Origin of the sequence: Streptomyces sp. NPDC127106 (assembly GCF_042677605.1) — a bacterium.
Lineage (GTDB): Bacteria > Actinomycetota > Actinomycetes > Streptomycetales > Streptomycetaceae > Streptomyces.
This window is the reverse complement of record NZ_JBHXTC010000010.1, coordinates 88919-109998: the sequence shown is the minus strand read 5'-3', so window position 1 is coordinate 109998 and position 21080 is coordinate 88919. Positions and strand designations below refer to the sequence as shown.

The following is a 21080-nucleotide window of genomic DNA, read 5'->3' as shown; positions in this document are numbered from 1 at the left end:
AAGGACGACCCCGCCGATGACCGATCGCACGACGACGTCCCGGGCCGACATCCGTGGCTTTCGCGCGGGCGACGGACCGCAGGTGGTGGAGGTGTGGCGGCGCAGTGCGCCGTCCGACCCCATCACTGCGGACCGCTTCCGTTCCCTGGTGCTGCTCGACGCCAACTTCGATCCGGAGGGGCTTCGGGTCGCGGTCGAGGGCGACCGTGTCGTCGGTGCGGCCTACGCGGTGCGCCGTCTGGCGCCGATGGCCGGCACCGACCTGGAGCCGGAGCAGGGCTGGATCCCCTTCTTCTTCGTCGACCCGGCCGGCCGCGGCCGCGGCCACGGCCGCCGGCTGCTGACCGACGCCCTCGACTGGCTGCACGGCCACGGCCGCACCCGGGTGGACTTCTCCTCGTACACCCCGAACTACGTCCTCCCCGGCCTGGACGCCGAGGCGTACCCGCAAGCGGCCCGGCTCCTGGAGTCCCTGGGCTTTCGCACGCTGTACGAGGCGGCGGCGATGGACCGCGGCCTGGTGGGCTATCGCTTCCCGCAGGACGTCGCGCGCCGCGTGGAGGAACTGACGGCGCAGGGCTACCGGTTCGCCACCCCGTCCGACGACGACCTGGTGGATCTCCTCGCGCTCGCCGGGAGCCACTTCGGCCCGGACTGGGCGTGCACGATCCGGGCCTGTCTGGCCGCGGGTACGCCGCTCGACCGGATCGTCGTCGTCCGGGACCCTTCGGACCGCATGGTCGGCTGGGCGATGCACGGCGCGTTCGACGCGGTGGACGAGCGGTTCGGCCCGATCGGCGTGCTGGACGAGATGCGCGGCACCGGACTCGGCGAGGTCCTCCTGCACCTGGTCCTGGAGAGGATGCGGGCGCGCCGCGCGCACTGCGCGTGGTTCCTGTGGACCGGCGCGCAGTCCCCTGCCGGCCACATGTACCGCAAGACCGGCTTCACCACGACCCGCGTGTTCCGCGTGATGCGCCGGGAGGCCGCTCGATGACACCGGCACGCCGCACCAGCGGCCTGAGCCGCCGTCATTTCGCGCTCGCCCTCCCCTCGGCGTTGCTCGCCTCCGGGTGCTCCGCGCCGCACCGGGGCACCGGACGCCCCGGGGATCCGATCGTCCTCACCCTGCTCTCCCACTACGCGAGCGGGGTGCTGAAGGAGGCCCTCCAACGCCCGGTCAACGAGTGGAACGCCACCCACGACCGGGTCAAGGTGCGGACCGAGGCCGTCGAGTTCACGGACCTGCTGACCACGTTCATGGTCCGGCAGGCCGCGGGCCAGGGCGCCGACATCCTCCACCCGTACTGCTTGTGGAACGGCCAGCTGGTCCAGGCCGGCCTCCTGCAGCCCGCTCCGTCCGAGCACACCGAGGAGATCACCCGCGGCTACGGCGAGGCTGCGGTCGCCGCGGCGTCGGTGGGCGGCCGCGTCTACGGCTACCCCACGGAGGTGCAGACGTACGCCCTCTACTACAACAAGCGGCTGCTGCGCGAGGCCGGCATCGCCGGTCCACCGCGCACCTGGCGGGAGCTGGAGGAAACCGCCCACCGCACCGCCAGACGCGACCGGTACGGCAACACGCTCGTCCAGGGCTTCGGCCTGTCGACCGCTGACGACTCCACCACCGTCGGTCAGACACTCGCCCTGCTCAACGCCGCCGGCGGAACGTTCGTCTCCGAGGACGGCAGGAGCACCGCCATCGACTCGCCGGCCGGACGGGCCGTGCTCGATCTGGAACACCGCCTCGTCGTCAGCGGTGCCAGCGCCCCCGGTGTCAACGTCTACAAGGCGTTCCGGTCCGGGCAGGTGGCCATGGTGGTCAGCGCCGGTTGGTGGACCGGGAGTTTGAAGACCCTGATGGGCGAGGACTACCGCGACGTCGGCGTCTCACCGCTGCCCCTTCCCGCCGCGGACGGCAAGCGCGCCACCCTCTCCACCGCCTTCATGCTGGGGGTCAACACGGCCAGCAGGCATCCGCGCGCGGCCTGGGAGTTCCTGCGCTGGCTGAACACCGAGAAGGTGAAGGTGAAGAGCGCCGCCTCGGGCGGGGCAGCGACCCGGATGAGCTCCCTCCAGGTGTCGGTCGGTTCGCTCACCGCCCGCTCCGACGACATGCGGACGCTCCTCGACGCACACGGCGATGCCAACCTGCGCCCCTTCCTGGACGCGCTGGCGTACTCGGTGCCGGAGCCGAACGTGCCCGGCGCCCAGCAGGCCAAGTCCCTGTTGCGCAAGAACATCGAAGCGCTGTGGACCGGGCAGCAGACGGTCGACCAGGCGCTGCGCACCACCCGCCGTCAGGTCGATCGAGAGGTGTCGCGCTCATGGTGAACACCCTGACGCCGGCGACGACCGAGCGGGTGGCGCCCGGCACGCGCTCCGCGGAGCCCGCCACCGACGGCCGCGCGCGGACCCGCCGCCGCCAGGTCGTCGTCGCGTACCTCTTCCTGGCGCCGACGTTGCTGTTCTTCGCCGTCTTCCTGATCCTGCCCCTCGGCTTCGCGCTGCTGCTGTCGACCTCCCGCTGGGCCGGGTTCGACCTGGGCGAGATCCGGCCGGTCGGCACGGACAACTTCACGGGCCTCTTCGCGGACGGATCGACGTTCCTGACGCCGATCCTCACCAACACGCTGCTGTTCGCCCTGGGCACCGTGGTCCTCGCGCTCGCCGGCTCCGTGGTCGTCGCCACCTGCATCGACAACCTGCGGTTCCAGGGGCTGTGGCGCACCCTGTACTTCCTGCCGATCGTGACGACCGTCGTCGCCGTCGGCAACGTGTGGAAGTACATGTACGAGCCGGGCGGCCTCGTCAACGGCGTCCTGAACGACCTCGGGCTCGGCTCGGTGGCCTTCCTCCAGGACCCGGACACCGCGCTGCCCTCGGTCGTGGTCGTCCAGGCATGGGCCTCCGTCGGCTCGGCGATCCTCGTCCTGACCGCCGGGCTGAAGTCCGTTCCCGTGTCGTACTACGAGGCGGCGGCGCTCGACGGGGCCGGGCCGGTCTCCGTCTTCTGGAAGATCACGCTGCCGCTGCTGCGGCCGTCCCTGCTGCTCGTGTGCATCACCCAGCTCATCAGTGGTCTGCAGTCGTTCGCGCTGATCATCGTGATGACCAAGGGCGGGCCGGGAGACGCGACGAACGTGGCTGCGTTGGAGATGTACCGGCAGGCCTTCTCGTACGGCCAGTGGGGGCCGGCGAGCGCCGCCGCCTTCATGCTGTTCCTGGTGGTGCTCGTGGTCACCCTGGTGCAGTTGTGGCTCTTCCGGCGCAAGGGGGAGGACGCGTGATCCGCCGCCGTTTCCCGTGGTTCTCGTACCTGGTGGTCGTGACCGGCGCCGTGCTCACGGTGGTGCCGTTCCTCGACATGGTGATGACGTCGTTCAAGGGGGCCGGCGAGGCGGGCACGCTGCCCTACCGGTTCCTGCCCGAGGCGTTCGACCTGTCGAACTACCGGGCGGCGATCGACCAGCTCGATCTGCCGGTGCTGTTCCGCAACAGCGTCATCGCGACCGCCGTGATCACCGGGTCGGTGCTGCTGACGTCGTCCCTCGCCGGCTACGCGCTCGCCAAGCTCCGCTTCCCCGGCCGGAATTTGATCTTCCGACTCGTGCTGTCGACGATGATGTTCCCCCCGTTCCTCTTCTTCATCCCGCACTTCCTGATCCTGGTGCACTGGCCGCTGACGGGTGGCAACGACCTGTTCGGACGCGGGGGCGCGGGCCTGACGGTCAGCATCGCGGCGCTCGCGATGCCGTTCCTCGTCAACGGCTTCGGAATCTTCCTGATGCGCCAGTTCATGGTCTCGATCCCGGACGAGGTCCTGGAGGCCGCGCGCATCGACGGTGCCGGCGAGTTCGCCGTGTGGTGGCGGATCGTCGTGCCGCAGACCAGGCCGGTCGCGCTGACGCTCGGTCTGCTGACCTTCGTCCACGCGTGGAACGAGTACATCTGGGCGCTGCTCATCTCGACCGCCAACCCGGACGTGATGACCCTGCCCGTCGGCATCCAGCTGCTCCAGGACTACGTGGACCCGACCCGCACGATGCCGATCGTCATGGCCGGCCTCGTCCTGAGCGTCCTGCCGGTCCTGGTCCTCTTCCTGCTGCTGCAGAAGTACTACATCCGCGGCGTGATGCTCAGCGGCCTCAAGTGAGAAGTCGGCGAAGTACCCTTCGCCGGCGTCGCGGGCAGCACGGGCAGCGGACCCGGTCGTCCGGACGGGAGGGCTACCGGGTCGTCGGCCGGCCCGGGACGGCCCGGGTGTCCCACCACCGGGTGCCCAGCCGAGCCACCGCGGCCGTCGCACACACCTCGCGCACCACGCCCCGTATCGCGACCAGGCCGGGATCGTCCCGCCGGGACGCGGCCCAGGTGAGGAGGGCACACGCCGGGGGCAGGTCGGCGACCTCCAGGTAGCGGATGCCCGGGCGCGGGAAGAGCTCGCCGGCGGCGCCCGCCACGAAGGCGATGCCCTGGCCGAGGCCGACGGCGGAGACGATGGCCTCGATCGGGGTCGCGCCGTGATCGGTGTACCGGACGGCGGAGCCGTCCGGGCGCGGGTCCGCGGCCCAGTAGTCGCGCCACGCCTGGGGGAGGCGCTCCGCGAGGCCGATGACCGGCAAGCCGGCGAGGTCGGCCAGTGTCACCCGGTCTCGGGTGGCGAGCGGATGGGTGTCGGGAAGGCAGACGAGCCTGGGCTCCGGGGCCACCTCCATGGCCTGGATGCCCGGCGGCACGGGCCCGAAGCACAGGACGGTGTCGGCCCACCCTTCCAGGAGGGCCTGCGTCTGATCGACGAAGCCGACGTCGCGGAGCTCCACCTCCAGGCCCGGGTGGCGCTCACGCGCGTACTCGACGATGGTCCGGATCACGGGCAGTGCGGTGACGTAGGCACCGAGGACCAACCGCCCCGACAGCGCCTCCGCCCGACCCGCAGCCTCGGCGGCCTGCAGCAACTCGTCGGCGGCCGTCACCATCGCGCGCACGTGGGGCAGGAGGGCCTCGCCCGCCGACGTGAGCTCCACACGCCGTGTGGACCGCTTGACGAGGGTCAGACCGAGGGTCTCCTCCAGGGCCCGGATCTGCCTGCTGAGCACCGGCTGACTGATGAACAGCCGCTGGGCCGCACGCCCGAAATGGAGTTCCTCGGCCAGGACGACCAGCAGCCTCAGCTGACGCGGACTCGGATCGGACGCCCTGCCTCTGGTCATACCGGGAAGGCTATCAATCCCGCCGATCATCGCATCATTGATCGCTTCCACCCGGGACGGCGCAGCGCCAGACTCGGTTCCGGGCCCGACAAGAGCCATGTGACGCCCGGTCGGTACGGGTGCTTCCGCTCTGCTCACCGGTACGGGCCCGTCATTCCTCGAACTTCCAGGAGGATTTCATGTCACGAGTCAAGCGCTACTGCCTGACGTTGGGGACGGCCGCCCTGCTGCTGTCCGGAGCCGGCGTCGCCACCGCGGCTCCGGCCGAAGCGGAATCCAGTCCGGCGGCACGCTCCCTGGGTGCCCCGTCGGACTGGTACTACGCCGGCACCTACCGCACCGTCGACCACTGCACGGCGGCCGGCCGATCCTCCGGGCAGCGGTGGCGATGCGACAGGATCACGGGGTCCACGAAGTACGCGTTGTGGCTCAACCACTAGCCGCGGGCCGCACGCGGCCGGTGCCCCGACTCGTGTCTCTGTCGCGGCGGGGGGCGCGACAGGCGGAGCGGAGCCCGTCATGCGGCGCCGAACCCCCGGCGAACGTCCGGGACCTCACGAAGGGCGTGCCGGCGACGACACCCGCGCGACGCTCACGGATCACCAACACAAGGAAGGAAGAGACATGAACGCGATGGGCAAGTGGAGGACGAAGGCGGTCATGGCGGCGGCCCTCGCGGCCGGAGGCCTGGCCGTCTCGACGGGATCGGTTTCGGCGACTCCCCTCGGGGAGGACATCACGGTGGTGACCGCGGACGTGAACCGCGGCGGGCGCGCGACGTGGCACCACAACCGCGACTGGCTGCAGGTCTGTGACGACGCCGCGGACGGACGGCGCGTCGCGGCGCGCATCGACGACAAGGAGTGGATGTACGAGGTGCGGGGCAAGGGCAAGTGCTCCGAGTTCGACCAGTGGAACTTACCGGAGGGCAAGAAGGTCAGGGTCACCGTGTGCCTCCAGGACGGTCCGGCCGGCAAGAAGTACGCCTGCACCACCGGGTACGGCCAGGCCGTCGCGAAGCCGCGCCGAGGCTGACGCACCCGCGGCGCGCGGGATCACGCTCCACCACGGCCGCCCCGTCCACCTCCATGGACGGGGCGGCCCCGTCATCCCGCGCGGGAAGGCCCTGGTCGAGGGCGGGCGACGGGTCAGCCGCTCGCGCGGCCGAGGGGGATCTCGGCCCACACCTGCTTGCCGCCGCTGAGCGGCACCGAGCCCCAGGCCATCGTCGTCGCCTCGACGATCAGCAGTCCGCGGCCGCCGGTCGACTCCCAGCTCACCGACACCGGTTTGACGGGGCTGCGCGGGGACGCGTCGTTCACGGCGATCCGCAGCCGGTCCGCCGAGAGGGTCAGATCCATCCCCACCTCGCCCTGAGTGTGCGCGATGGCGTTGGTGACCAGCTCGGACACGACCAGGAGTGCCGCGTCGAGCTCCTCGCCGACCACGCCCCAGGACCGCAGGGTGCGCGTGGCGAAGCGACGCGCGTGCATGACCGCCTTGGGCAGTCGCCACACCGTCCAGTGGATCCGCTTCGGCCGGCCCCCCGTGCCGTCGTAGCGCAGCAACAACAACGCCACGTCGTCGTCGCGACGGCCCACACCGACGACCAGATCATCGGCCACCCCTCCGGCGCCCATCGGGTCGGCCGCGGCCAGCACCTCGCACACCCTGCGCATGCCCTCCTCCAGCGTCAGCCTGGCGGACTCGACGAGGCCGTCCGTCAGCAGAACGAGCAGGGTTCCGGGAGCCACCCCCGCCTCGGTCATGGGGAATTCGGCGTCCGCGAGGACGCCCAGGGGCGGCCCGCCCTCGACCGCCATTTCCTCGGTGAGGCCGTCGGGATGGCGCACTATCGGCTGCAGGTGGCCGGCCCGTACGACCCTGGCAATGCCCTCCTCCATGTCGAGGTCCACGTACCCGCAGGTGGCGAAGAGGTCCGTCTCCATGCCGACGAGCAGCCGGTTGGCCCGCGCGACCACCACATCGGGAGGGTGGCCCTCCACCGCGTAGGCCCTGACCGCCGTACGCATCTGACCCATGATGGTGGCGGCTGCCGCGCTATGCCCCTGTACGTCGCCGATGACGAAGGCCACGTGCCCGTCGCGGAGCGGAATGACGTCGTACCAGTCGCCGCCGACCTCGAGTCCCGCCGTCGCGGGCAGGTAGCGGGCGACGGCGACCCCGCCCGGCAGCTCCGGGAGGTTACGGGGCAGCAGACTGCGCTGGAGCATGGTGGCGAGTTCGTGACCCGCGTCCAGTGCGTGGGCGCGCACCAGGGCCTGCCCCGCCAGCCCTGCGGTCACGGTCAGCAGCGACCGCTCCTCCGGCCCGAACCGGTGGTCCGCGTCCCACCCCACCAGACAGACCCCGACCGTCCTACCTTCGGCGGGCAGCGGCAACACCGCGAGGCCACCCGGCCCGACGCCCAGAAGACCGGGCTCGAGATCCGCGCCCGGCGGCCACAGACTCAGGTGTCCCCCGCGCAGCGCGCTCTGCAGGGTGGACAGGTCGCCGAGCGACACGTCGGGCCACTCGGAGCGCCACTGCGAGCGCCAGACCTCGGGCCAGGCATCGGGCTCCGGGGGTTCGAGGGCGGTGACGATGAGCCGCTCGGGCTCCAGTTCGCCGACCGCGACCCGGGCGGCGCCGAGCGGCTCGCGCAGGGCGGCGACCACCAGTCGGCTGACCTCGCGGATGGTCGCCGCTCCCGCCAGGGTGGCCGACAGCCGCTGCACGAGGGTGACCTCGTCGGCGCTGGGGCGCAGGTAGGTGGCGTCGGCCACCACGCCCAGGACCCGCTGCGGTGTGCCATCCGCTGCCACCTCCACGCGGCAACGCAGTCCCAGCCAGCGCAGCTCGCCGTTCGGGCGGCGGATACGGAACGCCAGCTGCTGTCCGGCGGCGGCCAGCCGGTCGGGCTCCACGATCGCCATCAGCGCGGGCATGTCGTCGGGGACGGCGCAGGCGAGCAGGGTCTCCACCTGCCCGTCGAACTGCTCGGGAGGTAGCCCGAGCAGTTCCAGCACATGCGCGTGGGCCTCCATGCGGCCGGTGCTCAGTTCCAGGATGAACGCGCCGCCTTGGTGCGGCACGAGGGACTGGCCCAGGTGTTCCTGCGGGCTCTTGCGCCCGACCAGACGAGCGGCGACCGATTCGAGCCCGGCGGCCACCTGATCGGCGTAGAGCTCCAGGAGGCTGCGGTCGTCGGCGCTGAAGCCGTCCCCGACTTCGCCGGCCACGATCAGGCACCCGAGCTCCTGGTCGCCGTGTCCCAGCGGCAGCGCGCCCAGCGAGATCGTGGCCGGCGTGTGGGGGCCGCCGTCCCGGCTCCGGGCGGGGAAGTGGTGGGGATCGCCTTCGCTGAACGTGGCGAGTTCCTTGGGAGTCAGCCACAGCGGGCGGCCGGACCGGAAGGCGTTGGCGGCGGGCGAATGGCCGGCCACGGCGAGGATCGCGGGCAGTCCGTAGAGGACCCGGCGGTCTCCGATCAGCTCGGCCAGATGGAGTTCCCTGTCCTGCTCGGCGACCACGTAGACGGCGGCGAGCTCGGCCCCGCAGAACGCAAAGCGACGTCCGGTCACTGTCTGTGTCGCCTCCTCCTCACATCCCGCCGGCCTCCTTCCATGCTGTCGTGCCCGGGACCGTTCGGGCGAGTCGGAACGCAGGACCGCAGGGCCGGGAACCCGGCGTGCCGGCCGTGGCGTCCCCCGCCCCCTCGGATCGCACCATCACCGCTTCCATCAGTGCCTGGTCAACCGGGCACCACGGGGTCGGCATCGGCCCGGGCCTTCGGGGTCGGGCTCACCGTGGTTCGAGGGCCGCTGCGCGGCAGGCGCCGGTCGCGGCGCCGCCGGGGACTCCTGCCGCGGTCAGCCCGGACACACAGCCCTGCAAGTCGCCCACCACACCGCGGTGACACGCCGCCGTGACGGAGTCCGTCATCTCGGCACCCGCCTGTACGGCCATCTGCGTGCAAGCGGGGATGTCCGCGAAGGCGGCGGGTGCGACCAGGGCGGCCGTTCCGCCGAGGGCCAGGGTCAGGCCGGTGAGGACACCGGCGATACGCGTCGACGTGCGCATGGGACGCACCTGCTCTCTGTGGTCGTCGTCCGGCCCGGGGGCCGGGGCGGGCCCGGGTCCCCGGGCCACGCGTGAGCGGCGCACGGACGGTGGAGCCGCCGTGCGGCTGGCGGGACGAAACGGCGAAGGCCTTGGAGGAGTCGTAGCCAGGCCCGGAGAGGTTCTCCGATGACGGACCGGTGAGCGGGGCGGGGCGAGGCGGTGCACAGGCGGCGGATCCGCTTGTTCCTGCCTGCTTCGCACGGGACTTCCCCCTTCGCCGGGGGTGGGAGCCGCCTACGACGCCCCGGCCCCGAGGCAGTTGCCCGGGGGCGGTGGCGGGGGTGTGCGCGCGGTCTGCGGCAAGACGGACACCGCCGCAACGACATGCGGAGGCGCGCGCCTCCTGTTCCTTCCACCGTACGACCTCGCACACCGTCCTACGAGTCGGCGAGGAGGCGCCCGGCGACGGCGGCAGCCACCCGGCCGGGTCCGGCGCGGCGCGGCGTACCGGGTGCGTGTCGCGGGCCGCCGCCCTGGTGGCCCCGTCCGAGGCCGCGTGCGGGTCGGTCCGGCCGGATTCGGTCGGCGGCGGCGTATTTCAGTCAACTGCCTTGCGCTGCACCTCAGTTGACGTGACCTACGGCACAATGGCCGTCCGGTGACGACGCATGGGGGCTGCGTGACGTCTGCTAGGGGGGAACGCGGCAGCGACCGCAGGGTCGTTGCTGCCGTGCTCGTGTTCTGCGCGCTCGCCGCAGTGGCCCTCACCTCCCTCGGGCCGCCCCGGGACACCACGCTCCTGCGGATGGACGCCGGCGGCGCGTGGCTGGTCAGTGACGCGCCCGGTCTACTGACCGCCGTGGACGGGGTCACGGCCCGGCCCGTCGCACAGGTCCGGGTCCCGGACGCGGCGGGCGGACGGCTGGAGGTCGTACGCGGCGGCGCGGTCCCCGTGCTCGTGGCGCGGCCGTCCAAGGAGGTCGGCGGGAGCCCGCACGCGAGCGTGGTGGACGAGGCGCGGTTGGCCCTGGCCTCGACGGAGCGACTGGGCTCGCCGAGTTCCACCGTCCTGGTCTCGGGAACGGCGGCCTACTCCGTCGACCACGCGCAAGGATTGCTGAGCCCGTTGAAGGACGCCGGGCCCGAGACGGCACGCGACGGCACGCTGCGGGCCGGGGGCCCCGTCGCCCAGGCGGTGCCGGACGGGCGGGGCGGGGCCTGGCTCCACCTGCCCGGCAGGCACGAGGTCCTGCACCTGGACGGCGCCGGCCGTACCGTGCGGCGGATCGGCGTGCCCGGTGGCCCCGAGGACCTCGTGCTGGTCGCCCGGGAGGACCGGGCCGTCGCCGTCCGTCGCGCCGCACCGTCCTTCGTCGTCCTGTCCGGGGCGGGGAAGGGGCGGGAGGTGCCCGTCGCCGTCGAGTCCGGCGGGGAGGGAGTGGCGGCGGCCGGTCTCGGTGCGGACGGCCGGCTGCACCTGATCCTCTCCCCGACGAACACCCTGCTGACCCTGGACCCCGACACCGGGCGGGTACGGCACCGCGTGCGGCTCCTCGACGGTGCGGCCCGCCGCTTGGGAACCCCCGTCGAACAGGGCGGCCGTGTCTGGGTCCCCGACCTGGACGGTGGGCAGGTGCTGGCCCACGACCCCGACTCGGGGCGCACCACGGTCGAGGCCCGGCTCTCCCGCTCCCCCGCCCCCGACCTGACGGTCTTCGCCCAGGGGGAACGGGTCTGGGCCGACGATCCGGGCGGGCCGCAGGCCATGGTCTCGTACGCGGGTACCACCCGGGTCTTCCGCAAGTATCCGGAGCCGGAGGCGGCGGACCGGAGCACCCCGGCGCCCTCTGCCGCGCCCAGCCCCACGCCCACCCCGCAGCCCAGTCCCACCGCCCCGCCGATCCCGAGCCCCGCCCCCAGCCCCACGCCCACCGCGCCCAGCCCCACGCCCAGCCCCACGCCCTCCGCGCCGACCGCGCCCGGCGACGACACCCTGCGACCGAGCCTGCTCACCACCCTGGACACCCCCGCCCAGCAGATGAGGTTCGCGCCCGACGGCAACACGGTGGCCCTCTCCGACGGGCGCCACATCAGCCTGTGGAGGAGGCAGGGAGACGGCTTCCGCATGGTCAGCCGCTTCCAGCCGCTGGGTGCGGACGAAACGTACGGCATGGACTTCACCAGGGACCTCACGTCCGTGCACGTGTTCACCTCGCGCGGCATCGGACGCTACGACCTCACGGTTCCCACGAAGCCCCGGCAGGTCTGGGAGTCCTTCCTCGCCGGCGGGTCGGACTCGTTCAGCTCCAGTTCCCTGGACCCCACCGGGACCATGTGGGCCGTCGCCACCCACGCGGACGGCCCCGGTCTCGGGAGGGCCGAGTTGCTGCTGCTGGACGTGAGCGACCCGGGCACCGCGGCGCACGCCTTCGGCTACGGACAGGAGATCGGCGGCGACGATCTCCTGCTCAACCGGGTGACCTTCAGCCCGACGGCGCCCCTGCTGGTCGTCCCCGGCATGTTGAACGGTCCGACCTACTCACTGCGGTTCGTGGACCTGCGCGAGCGCCGCGACGCGCGCGTGGTGAACATCCCCACCACGAGCGCCATGCCCCCACGGTTCTCGGCCGACGGGACGCGCGCCCTGGCCGCGGGCACGCGCACCCCCCTGTCCTTGTGGGACGTACGCGACCCGGCCCGCCCAGGGGAGCACGCACTGCCCGAGACCGGTTCCTTCCCGGACGCTGCCCTGTCCCCCGACGGGCGCCTGGTGGCGCTGTCGTCGGACGGCTCGGTCACCCTGTGGCGGTTCGGCGACGACGACGTTCTACGCAAGGTCGGCGCCCTGCCGGGCAAGGACGTGAGACTGCTCGGATTCGGCCCCGACGGGCGGGTCCTGGCCGTACGGAGAGAGGGGAACGTACAGCTGTGGAAGGTCGGTTGAGCGGACCGGCGCCGGGGAGCGACGCCGCCGAGGAACTCCGGGGGTTCCCCGGGCGCTTCGAACTCGTCGCCCAGGCCGTGGACCAGGTGCTGAACGGGAAGCGGGAAGCCGTCCGGCTGGCACTGGCATGCCTGCTGGCCGAGGGCCACCTGCTCATCGAGGACGTCCCCGGCGTGGGCAAGACCTCGCTCGCGCGGGCCCTCGCCGCGGCGTTCGGCGTGTCCAGCAACAGGATCCAGTTCACGCCGGACCTGATGCCGTCCGACGTCACGGGCGTCGAGGTCCACCAGGGCGGCGGCACCTTCGTGTTCCGTCCCGGACCGGTCTTCGCGCACGTCGTGGTCTGCGACGAGATCAACCGGGCCTCACCCAAGGCACAGGCGGCACTGCTGGAGGTGATGCAGGAACAGCAGGTCTCGGTCGCCGGGCAGGCGCGGCCGGTGCCGCGTCCCTTCATGGTGGTGGCCACGCAGAACCCGATCGACTTCGAGGGCACCTACCCGCTGCCGGAGGCCCAGCTGGACCGCTTCATGATGCGGCTGCGCATCGGCCGGCCCGATCTTGAAGCGGAGAGCGAGATCCTCGCCCGCGACGGCCGGCCCACGCGGGGGCCGGCGCTCCCGGAACCCGTCTTCGACGACCGCGTACTGACCTCCATGGTGGAGACCGCGCGCCGGGTGAGGGTCGACCCCGCCGTGCACCGGTACGTCGCGCTCCTGCTGCGCGAGACCCGCTCGGACGCCCACGCCCCGGATGTCCGGCTCGGAGCCAGCACCCGGGGCGGACTCGCCCTGTTGCGGGCCGCACGGGTCCACGCCCTCGCCCAGGGACGGCAGGGGGTGACACCGGACGACGTCAAGGCCCTCGCCGGGCCCGTGCTCGCCCACCGGCTGCTGCTGACCGACCGCGCCCTGCTCGACGGGCTCACCGGCGAGGACGTCCTGCGCCGTGTCCTGGCCGTGGTGGCGGTACCCCGGTGATCACGGCCCGTGGCGCGGGGGTCCTCGGCATCTGCCTCCTCCTCCCGGCCTGCGCGTGGCTCCTGGGCACGGCGACACTGGCGGCCCCCGCGGTCGGCGGCCTGCTCACGCTGGGTGCCGCCGCCCTCCTGGTGCGCGCCGCCGCCGCGAACGGCGGCCCGGCCCGGCTGGACCGGGCGACCGTGACCCGCGGGGAGACGGTGACGCTCACGGCCGACCGGCCGGCCGTCCCCGCCTGGATCCCGCTGGCCTGCGAACTCCTGCCTGGGCAGGAGACGCCGGCGGGACACGGGCCGACGCGGTCGGCCGGCGACGGGGACGGCGACGGGGACGGGGACGGGGACGGGGACGGGGACGGGGAAACGCTCGTCCTGCGGCTGGCCACGGACCACCACGGCGTCCTCGTCCTCGGACCCTCGGTGCTGCGCGTGACCGACCCCTTGGCGCTGTTCCGCCGCGAGAGCCGGGCCGGCGGCGCCCGGACGCTACGGGTGCTTCCCCGGACCCTGCCCGTCCCCGGGGCGGGAGCGGGGCGGACCCGCAGCGCGCAGATGACGGGCCGTACCCTGGCCCGCCGCGACGGCTCGGAGTTCCACGCGCTCCGCGAGTACCGTCCCGGAGACGACGTACGGCGGATCCACTGGCCGAGCAGCGCGCGCACCGCGACCCTGCTCGTGCGACGGGACACCGCCGTCGAGGAACCCACCCGGTACGTGTGGCTCGACACCCGAGCGGCCTGCTACCCGGACCGTCCCGCGTTCGAGGAGGCCGTGGACACGGCGGCCTCCCTCGCCGTGGACGCCGCCCGCCGGGGGCTGGCGCTGCGGCTGTGGACGAGTGACGGCGCGGTGCTGACCGCTTCGCCCGGCCCGTCCGGTGCGGCGCGTTCGTTGGAGTTCCTGACCGAGGTGGGGCCTGCCGGGGCGTTTCCCGGGCAGGACCGCCCCGAGCTCGCGCCCGGGGCGGATGACGCTACGGCCAGCGCTCGTTCCCGGGGCCCGTACCGGATCGCCGCACGGGGCCTGTTGACGGTGGTGACGGGTGAGTCCGCAGCCGGTCACCCGCTGCCGACGCCCACGGCCGGCGGGTGCGCCGTCGTCGCGCTGCACCTGGGCTCCGCCGCTCCCCGGGCCGAACCGTCCGGCGACGGGCCGATCGTGGGGTCCGCCCCGGTGCGGCACCGTCACGCGCGGGACGCGGAGCAGGCCCTGCTCCTGTGGGCCGCCGTGGCCGGGCCACCTCGGAGACGTGCATGAGCGGGGCGTTCGCGCGCGCGGCGGGTCGGGCGGTGCCGGCCGGTACGGCGGCGGCCGTCGCCGGCTCCGCCTTCCACCGGGCGTTCGGGTACGAGGCCCTCGCCCTGCCGCTGGCCGTGGCGGCCGTTGTGCCCGTCGCCCTGGCGGTCGTGGCGGCCGGGGGCCGGAGACGGCTGCCGGTGGAGGTCTCGCTGCCGCTGTCGGCCGGCCTGTGCCTCCTGGCGGGCTCCGCGGTGCCGTACGGTTCCCCGCTCCCGGAAGGGGCCTTGTCCTCGCTGCGCGCGATGCCGCGTGCCGCCGTCGAAGGGTGGGCCGCTTTCCTCGACGTACCGCTTCCGGCGGCGGCGGACCCCGTGCTCCTGGCGGTGCCGTTCACCGCGACGTGGACGGCCGCGGCCGCCGGGGCGGAACTGGCCGTACGGGCCCGCCGCGTCGCCGGCGCGACGGTGCCGGCCTTCGCGCTGCTCGTCGTCGCGGTCGCCATGTGCCTGCCCGGCCGCGGATCCCTGCTCGGCCAGGTCGTCGCGCTCGGCGCCGTGGCCACCGCCACCCTGCCGCGCCCGGTCGTGGCGTCCCGTACGGTGTGGCTGTCCCTGGGGCCGGTGGCGGTCACCGCCGTGGCCGCCGTCGTCCTGTCGACGCTGTGGCCGGGCGGCCGGCCCCGGTACGACCCGCGTGAACACCGACCGGCCGTCGAGGAGTCGGCGGCCGTCACCAGTCCGCTGGCCCAGTACGCGCAGTGGGAACAGCAGCCGGACGAAGCCCTGTTCACCGTGGAGCGCGGCCCGTCCGAGGCCCCGGCGTCCGCCGGCTCGACCGCCGGACCGCAGCGATGGCGGCTGGCCTCGCTCACCGCCTACGACGGCCGCCGGTGGACCCTGCACGACGCCTTCGCCCCGGTCTTCGGACCCCTGCCCGCCGATCCGGCCCTCGGGTCGCGCGCCGCCGGCCGGGGGGAGGAGGGCGAGCGCTCCTCGGCCGTGGTGCGGAACCTGACGGGGCGGCTCCTGCCCGTCCCGGACACCCCGGTGGCCCTCCACGCCGACGGGACCCGCCTGCTGTTCAACCGGTTCGAACGCACGGCGCTCGCCGCTTCGGTCCTCGCACCCGACGTCCGCTACGGCACCACGGCGGGCGTGGCTCCCGCCGTCACACCCGCCGACGCGGCGGGCCTGTTCCCCGCGTCCGGCTTCCCGCAGGCACTCGACGTACCGGGATCCGCGCCCCCGTCGCTGCGGGAGCTGGCCGACCGGGTCCGGGGCACGGCGAGCAGCCCCTACGGGCGGGCCCAGGCCCTCGCCTCCGAACTGTCGCGCGACTACCGAAGGGTCGCGAAGGCACCGCCGAGCCAGCCGATCGCCTCCCTCACCCGGTTCCTGGCCGACCGCAAGGGGTCGGCCGTGGACTTCGCCGCCGCGTACGCGCTCGCCGCTCGACTGGAAGGCCTACCGTGCCGGATCGTGGTCGGGTTCCGCGTCCCGGCCGGTACGGGCCCGCACACCGTCCTCGCGCGGGACGCGGCCCTGTGGACCGAGGTCGCCTTCGAGGGCATCGGCTGGCTGCCCTTCGATCCCGTCCCCGCCCCGAGCGCGCTCGGCGAGGACGATGTGCCCCCGGAGCCGAGCCCGGTCGCGCCCGAACCGGTGCCCTCGCCCTCGCCTTCGCCGGGCCCCAGCGGCGCGGCCTCCCCCACTCCCACGGCCGGGACGGCGCCGGGCGGCGGCCGGGCGCTCGGCCCGGCGTCCGACATCCCCTGGGGCACCTGGGCGACCGTGGCCCTCACGGCGCTCGCCGCGGCGGTGTCGACCGCCCGAATCTGGCTGGTCCTGGTACGGCCCGTGCTGCGCCGTCGCGCGGGGCGGCGCGCGGGAACGCCCGCGCGACGGGTACGCGCCGCCTGGCACGACGCCCGGCACGCCTTCGACGCGGCGGGCGCCGACCCGCCCGACCCCTCCCACACCCTGGTGGAATCGGCCCGGCTGCTGTCCAGGGCCGAGCCGGTGGCCGCCGTCCGCGCCTCCGCCGTCTCCCTGGCACAGCTCGCCACCCGTGCCCGCTTCTGCGAACCGACCGTCGGGGAGATGACGGCCGATCCCGCACTCAGCGCGATGGCCCCCCAGGACGCCGAACTCGCCTGGCTGCTGGCCGAGTCCCTGCGCGACGCGCTGCGGCCGGAGCGGCGTCTGTGGATCGTCGCCTCGGCGGCCCGCGTGCTGCTGCCCGCGGCCCTGTGGGCGCGGGTCCTGCCGGCCCGCGCGCTGCCGGCCCGTCCCGGAACCGAGGAGGAACGCGTTGAGCACCGTTGACCTCGGGCTGGCCGCCCCGGGTTGCCACGTCCTGTTGATCGGCAGCGGGCTCAGCGCCGACCCGCACACGCTGCCGCCCGTCCCGGCCGTGCACCGGACCCTGACCGATCTGGCCGTCGCCCTGCGCGAGCGCTGCGGGGTCACGCCCGAGCGGCTGACGGTGCTGGAGGACCCGCCGGACACGGAGACCTTCGCGCGGGCGGTGTCGGAGGCCGCCCGCGCCGCCCACGACACCCTGCTCCTGTACTACGTGGGCCACGGGTTGGTCGGCGACCACCACGAGCTGCGGCTGTGCACCCGCGCCACGACCGGGCACCCCGACACCCTCCCCTACAACACGCTCTCCTTCGGCCAGGTCCTCGACCTGGTACGCCGGTACAAGCCCGAACGCCTGATCACCATCCTCGACTGCTGTCACGGGGGCCGCGCCGCCGACGAACCCTTCACCGGGCTGCGCCGCCACTACCTGCTGCCCGCCGCCGCCCGCGACGAGGTGGCCCTCGCACCGGCGGGCGCGGCGCACACGGCGTTCTCCGGGGAACTGCTCGCCCTCCTCGACGAGGGCGATCCGGGGGCGTCGGCCCACCTCACGCTGGAGGACGTCCGGCGCCGGCTGGCCGGGCGCGGGCTGGAGCCGCGCGTCCAGCAGGACAGCACCACCGGATGGTTCGCGCTGGCCCGCAACAAGGCCTTCGTGCCCGGCTCCGGGAGGGCGTCCGGACCGCCGGACACGGGGATCTGCCCCTATCCGGGCCTCGCCCCGTTCGAGGAATCGAACCGGCGCTGGTTCCACGGCCGCGAACGGCTGAGCGTGGACCTCGCCGCGGCGCTCACCGCCCCCGGCCGGCCCGGACTGCCGTTGATCCTGCTCGGCGTCTCGGGCGTCGGGAAGTCCTCGCTGCTCCGCGCCGGACTCCTGCCCACCCTGCGCCGGGGGGACCGCTCCCCCGACACGCCCCTCGGGTGGGAACCGGTGCTCCTCGCGCCGACGGACCACCCCCTGGACGCGCTGGCGCAGGCCTTGGCCGAACCGGCCCGCCTGTCCGTCGGGCCCCTCAGGAGACTGCTCGCGGAAGAACCCCGCGCGGTGGCGGAACTGTTGCGTCGGCCCGGACTCGGGCGCGTGCTGGTCGTCGACCAGTTCGAGGAGACCTTCAACCTCTGCGAGGACGGCCGGGAACGCACCGCCTTCATTCGTGCGCTCGCCGAACTGGCCGCGGTCGGCGCTACCCCGCAGACCCCCCTGGCCGTCCTGCTCTCCCTCACGGCCCACTCCTTCGCCGCCTGCGCCGAACGTCCGGAACTGGTCCGGGCGGTGACGGAACACCAGTTCGTGGTGCCGCCGCTGTCTCCCCGGGAGATCCGGGCGGCCGTGACGGAGCCCGCCCGGCAGGAGAACCTGCGCATCGAACCGGGTCTGCTCGACCTCATCCTGACCGACCTCGGTCACGGCGGCGGCCCCTCCCCCGACGGCGCGGAGCGCCCCGCCGCCGTCGGCACGAGCCTCGTCCACCTCGCCCAGGCCCTGACGGCGACCTGGGAGCGACGGGTGGACGGTGTGCTGACCGTCCGGGGCTACCAGGACTCCGGCGGCATCGCCGGAGCCATCACCCAGTCCGCCGACGAGGTCCTGCGCGGCCTCGATCCGGACCAACGGCTCGTGGCTCAACAACTCTTGCTGCGCACGATCAGGCCGGGCCGCCCCCTGGAGGGCGTACCGCCGGTCCGGACCGCCGTGGACCGCGACACGCTGGTACGGGAACTGGGCAGTCGGCACACGGAGCCCCTGCTGGACCGGCTGCTCCGGGCGGGGCTGCTCACCCAGACCGGGCGGGCCGTCCAACCCGCCCACGAGGCCCTGCTCCAGAACTGGCCGCTCATGCGCAGGTGGCTCGCGGCCGACCCCGCATGGCGGGTGCGCCACGCCCAGCTGACGGACGCCGCGGCGGCCTGGCGGGACGCCGGCGAGAACGAGGCGGACCTCTACCGGGGCCACACACTGAGCCGGGCCCTGGAGTTGACCGCGGACCGGACACCGCTGGAGGTGGGGGCCGAGGTGCTGCGGTTCCTCGACGCCTCGGTCAGGCGCCAGCGCTCGGCCACCCGCCGCTCCCGGACCGGACGCCGTCTCCTGCTGCTCGGCGCCGCCACCTCCGCCGTCGTGCTGGCTGCCGCGTCCGTGCTGGGCTGGGTGGCGTACCGGGCGCAGGAACGGGCCACGGCCGAGGCCGGGGTGCTCCGGTCCCGGCAGCTTGCCGCGTCGGCGATGGCGCTGCGCCACGTCGAGCCGTTGCTGGCGGGACGACTCGCCGTGGCGTCGGAGAGCAGCGCCCGCACCGACGAATCGTGGAATGCGTTGATCACGAACTCCGGCGTGCACCCCGCCGACTCGGGCGGCGCCAGCACCGATCTGCCGGCGGCGACCTCGTTCGCCGCCGCGCCCGACCGCCCCGTCATCGCCCTGGCCGGCGGGGACGAGGCGCGGCTGTGGAGCATCGACACCCGAACGCCCGTCGCCGCGCTGCGCCCCCGTGTTCCCGTCACGGATCTGGCCTTCTCCCCGGACGGGCGTTGGGTCCTCGCGGCCGCCGGCGGCTTCCTGATGTTCTGGGACGCCTCGGTGCCCGGTCCGGATCCGGTCCGTCGGGTGGAGGTGCCCGGCGGTCCCGGAAGCGTCGGGGGGATGAGCTTCTCGCACGATTCCGCCACCCTCGCCCTCACCGGTGGGGAATCCACCCGGCTGGTCACGCTCGATCCGGGGCGGACGGCACAGGTGCGGACCCTGGCGGACGAGGCATTGCGCTACGGCGCCGGCGGCCGGCTGCTCACCGGCCGGGACGGGCAGGGGCGGTTGTTGGTGCGCCGGGTGGCTCAGGACGGCTCGGTGGGTGCACCGCAGGTGCTGCCCGGGTCCGCGGGCCCGTACCGGGGTGTGACGAGCGTCTCGGCCGACGGGAGCGTCCTGGCGGCGCTGCGCCAGGACGGCACGGTCGAACTGTGGTCGCTGTCGGGCGAGCCGCGCCGTACGGGGACCGTTGCTTCCACCGGAAACGCCGCCGACTCGCCCGTGCTGTCGCCGGACGGGCGCCTGCTGGCCCTGGCGGGGGCCGGCGGCGTCCAGGTGTGGGACGTCCGCGGCGCCGTCCCGACGCTGCTGGGCCAGACCTCGGCGCACGGCCCGGCCAAGCTGGTGGCCTTCCTCCCGGACGGAGGCCGGCTCCTGGTGTCGGACGCGGCCTCGACCCGGATGTGGGACATCCGGGCGCTGCGCCAGCCGGGGGCCGTAGGCACCGTTCCGGTGACCGCTGCCGCGGCGGTGGCGTACCGGCCGGACGGGCAGGCCCTGGCCGTCGGCGGCGCGGACGGGGCGGTCTCGGTGCGAACGGTCGCGGGTGCGGTGGTGCCCGTCCCCGCCGGGCTCGCGGCAACGAGCGGACAACGGGTCCAGGACCTGGCGTTCGCCCCGGACGGCCACACCCTGATGGTCGTCCGGGGGCGGGGGGTGGAGCTGTGGAACACCACCGACACGGGCGCAGCGGGACCGGCGGCCCTGCTACCGGGTGTGCGCGCGGCCGTGGCCTCCGGCGCCGCACGGTTGTCCGTACGCACCCCGCACGGCACCGTCGAGTGGTGGGAGATCGCCACGCCCGCCCGTCCGCAGCTGCTGTCCTCGACGCCGGACGGGGGAGCGCCCGGCGCGCCGGTGGCCCTCGTTCCCGATGGGCGTACGGCGTTCACCGGCTCCTGGTGGGACCTGACCGAGCCGGCTTCACCGCGCGCCATCGGCTCGGCGGGCGCCGGCGCTCCAGCGGCGGACGCCGTCCTGGTCTCCGGCGCCGACGGCGCGCTGGCCGTGGGCGGCGGCCTCGACCGGGTCGCGGCGTTCTCCCGGCCGGGCAAGGCCCCCTGGGCGGAGCCCGGGATGCGGGGCTTCTCCCCGACGGCGGTCGCCCTGGCGCCCGACGGCGCCCTGGCCGCGACCGGCGACGACCGGGGCACCGTACGGCTGTGGCGGCGCACCGGCGGCGGACAGTGGCGGGTGCTGGCGGAACTGTCCCGACGGGACGGCCGGGTGACGGCCCTCGCGCTGTCGGGGTCAGGAGGGCTCGCGGTCGCCGTCGCGGACGGACCGGTGGTGGTCTCCGACCTGTCCCGCCGCACCCTCGTCTCCGCCCTGTGCGCCGTGCCGGCCCCCTCCGGAGCCGAGATCGAGGCCCGCTGGCTCGCTTACGGAGGCCGGGGCTCCCTGGAGTCCGCTTGCGGTGGCACACCGTAGGGGCGCCCGTCCCCCACGTCCCGACATGCACCACGACACA

General features: G+C 74.2%; 14 protein-coding genes. 11 read left to right on the top strand and 3 right to left on the bottom strand.

Translation table 11 applies throughout. The features are described from left to right. Nucleotides 1-16: 16 nt before the first annotated feature. The 4 genes from ACFVGY_RS12740 to ACFVGY_RS12725 are packed head-to-tail and all read left to right on the top strand — an operon-like array spanning nucleotide 17 to nucleotide 4156. The gene (locus ACFVGY_RS12740) at nucleotides 17-997 is read left to right on the top strand and encodes a GNAT family N-acetyltransferase (RefSeq protein WP_385675214.1); all 981 of its coding nucleotides are present in this window, start codon (nucleotides 17-19) and stop codon (nucleotides 995-997) included. Then, complete coding sequence (locus ACFVGY_RS12735) at nucleotides 994-2334, top strand: ABC transporter substrate-binding protein (protein WP_385675211.1); 1341 nt, start codon at nucleotides 994-996, stop codon at nucleotides 2332-2334. The genes ACFVGY_RS12740 and ACFVGY_RS12735 overlap by 4 nt, the downstream gene beginning before the upstream one ends. After that, a complete protein-coding gene (locus tag ACFVGY_RS12730; protein WP_385675210.1) occupies nucleotides 2328-3290 on the top strand; it encodes a carbohydrate ABC transporter permease in 963 nt (320 codons plus the stop codon). Before ACFVGY_RS12735 ends, ACFVGY_RS12730 begins: the two co-directional genes overlap by 7 nt. Beyond that, nucleotides 3287-4156: a carbohydrate ABC transporter permease gene (locus ACFVGY_RS12725; RefSeq protein WP_385675207.1), complete on the top strand. Its 870-nt coding sequence runs from the start codon at nucleotides 3287-3289 to the stop codon at nucleotides 4154-4156. Before ACFVGY_RS12730 ends, ACFVGY_RS12725 begins: the two co-directional genes overlap by 4 nt. A gap of 73 nt (nucleotides 4157-4229) precedes the next feature. Here ACFVGY_RS12725 and ACFVGY_RS12720 read toward each other — a convergent pair whose 3' ends face one another. After that, a complete protein-coding gene (locus ACFVGY_RS12720; RefSeq protein WP_385675204.1) occupies nucleotides 4230-5213 on the bottom strand; it encodes a LysR family transcriptional regulator in 984 nt (327 codons plus the stop codon). Between the two features lie 179 nt (nucleotides 5214-5392). Here ACFVGY_RS12720 and ACFVGY_RS12715 point away from each other — a divergent pair, with 179 nt between their 5' ends. Both ACFVGY_RS12715 and ACFVGY_RS12710 read left to right on the top strand, forming a co-directional pair. Continuing rightward, nucleotides 5393-5653, top strand: a complete 261-nt coding sequence (locus ACFVGY_RS12715; RefSeq protein WP_385675201.1) for a hypothetical protein — start codon at nucleotides 5393-5395, stop codon at nucleotides 5651-5653. 184 nt (nucleotides 5654-5837) lie between these two features. Beyond that, nucleotides 5838-6248: a hypothetical protein gene (locus tag ACFVGY_RS12710; RefSeq protein ID WP_385675198.1), complete on the top strand. Its 411-nt coding sequence runs from the start codon at nucleotides 5838-5840 to the stop codon at nucleotides 6246-6248. A 113-nt stretch (nucleotides 6249-6361) separates the two neighbouring features. On the opposite strand, the gene ACFVGY_RS12705 is transcribed toward ACFVGY_RS12710, so the two are convergent. Then, nucleotides 6362-8797 carry a SpoIIE family protein phosphatase gene (locus ACFVGY_RS12705; protein ID WP_385675195.1) on the bottom strand — a complete coding sequence of 812 codons (2436 nt, stop codon included), beginning with the start codon at nucleotides 8795-8797 and terminating at the stop codon, nucleotides 6362-6364. Nucleotides 8798-9017: 220 nt separating this feature from the next. Next, nucleotides 9018-9296 carry a hypothetical protein gene (locus ACFVGY_RS12700; RefSeq protein WP_385675193.1) on the bottom strand — a complete coding sequence of 93 codons (279 nt, stop codon included), beginning with the start codon at nucleotides 9294-9296 and terminating at the stop codon, nucleotides 9018-9020. A 661-nt stretch (nucleotides 9297-9957) separates the two neighbouring features. On the opposite strand from ACFVGY_RS12700, the gene ACFVGY_RS12695 reads away from it, so the two are divergent. Genes ACFVGY_RS12695 through ACFVGY_RS12675 form a run of 5 tightly spaced genes read left to right on the top strand, consistent with a single transcriptional unit; the run spans nucleotide 9958 to nucleotide 21040 of the window. After that, nucleotides 9958-12222, top strand: coding sequence for a hypothetical protein (locus ACFVGY_RS12695; protein WP_385675190.1), 2265 nt, complete (start codon nucleotides 9958-9960; stop codon nucleotides 12220-12222). Then, nucleotides 12219-13202, top strand: a complete 984-nt coding sequence (locus tag ACFVGY_RS12690) for an AAA family ATPase (RefSeq protein WP_385675187.1) — start codon at nucleotides 12219-12221, stop codon at nucleotides 13200-13202. Before ACFVGY_RS12695 ends, ACFVGY_RS12690 begins: the two co-directional genes overlap by 4 nt. Next, complete coding sequence (locus ACFVGY_RS12685) at nucleotides 13199-14458, top strand: DUF58 domain-containing protein (protein WP_385675184.1); 1260 nt, start codon at nucleotides 13199-13201, stop codon at nucleotides 14456-14458. Before ACFVGY_RS12690 ends, ACFVGY_RS12685 begins: the two co-directional genes overlap by 4 nt. Then, nucleotides 14455-16764 (top strand): transglutaminase-like domain-containing protein, encoded by a 2310-nt coding sequence (locus ACFVGY_RS12680; RefSeq protein WP_385675181.1) that lies wholly within the window; start codon nucleotides 14455-14457, stop codon nucleotides 16762-16764. Before ACFVGY_RS12685 ends, ACFVGY_RS12680 begins: the two co-directional genes overlap by 4 nt. Further along, entirely contained in the window at nucleotides 16751-21040 is a 4290-nt protein-coding gene (locus ACFVGY_RS12675) for a caspase family protein (protein WP_385675179.1), read from the top strand. The genes ACFVGY_RS12680 and ACFVGY_RS12675 overlap by 14 nt, the downstream gene beginning before the upstream one ends. Nucleotides 21041-21080: the final 40 nt, after the last annotated feature.

Excerpts from the sequence above, each read along its gene's own strand:
- ACFVGY_RS12740 (WP_385675214.1), top strand. The coding sequence starts at position 17 with ATGACCGATCGCACGACGACGTCCCGGGCCGACATCCGTGGCTTTCGC.
- ACFVGY_RS12730 (WP_385675210.1), top strand. The coding sequence starts at position 2,328 with ATGGTGAACACCCTGACGCCGGCGACGACCGAGCGGGTGGCGCCCGGC.
- ACFVGY_RS12680 (WP_385675181.1), top strand. The coding sequence starts at position 14,455 with ATGAGCGGGGCGTTCGCGCGCGCGGCGGGTCGGGCGGTGCCGGCCGGT.
- ACFVGY_RS12710 (WP_385675198.1), top strand. The coding sequence starts at position 5,838 with ATGAACGCGATGGGCAAGTGGAGGACGAAGGCGGTCATGGCGGCGGCC.
- ACFVGY_RS12720 (WP_385675204.1), bottom strand. The coding sequence starts at position 5,213 with ATGACCAGAGGCAGGGCGTCCGATCCGAGTCCGCGTCAGCTGAGGCTG.
- ACFVGY_RS12700 (WP_385675193.1), bottom strand. The coding sequence starts at position 9,296 with ATGCGCACGTCGACGCGTATCGCCGGTGTCCTCACCGGCCTGACCCTG.
- ACFVGY_RS12715 (WP_385675201.1), top strand. The coding sequence starts at position 5,393 with ATGTCACGAGTCAAGCGCTACTGCCTGACGTTGGGGACGGCCGCCCTG.
- ACFVGY_RS12735 (WP_385675211.1), top strand. The coding sequence starts at position 994 with ATGACACCGGCACGCCGCACCAGCGGCCTGAGCCGCCGTCATTTCGCG.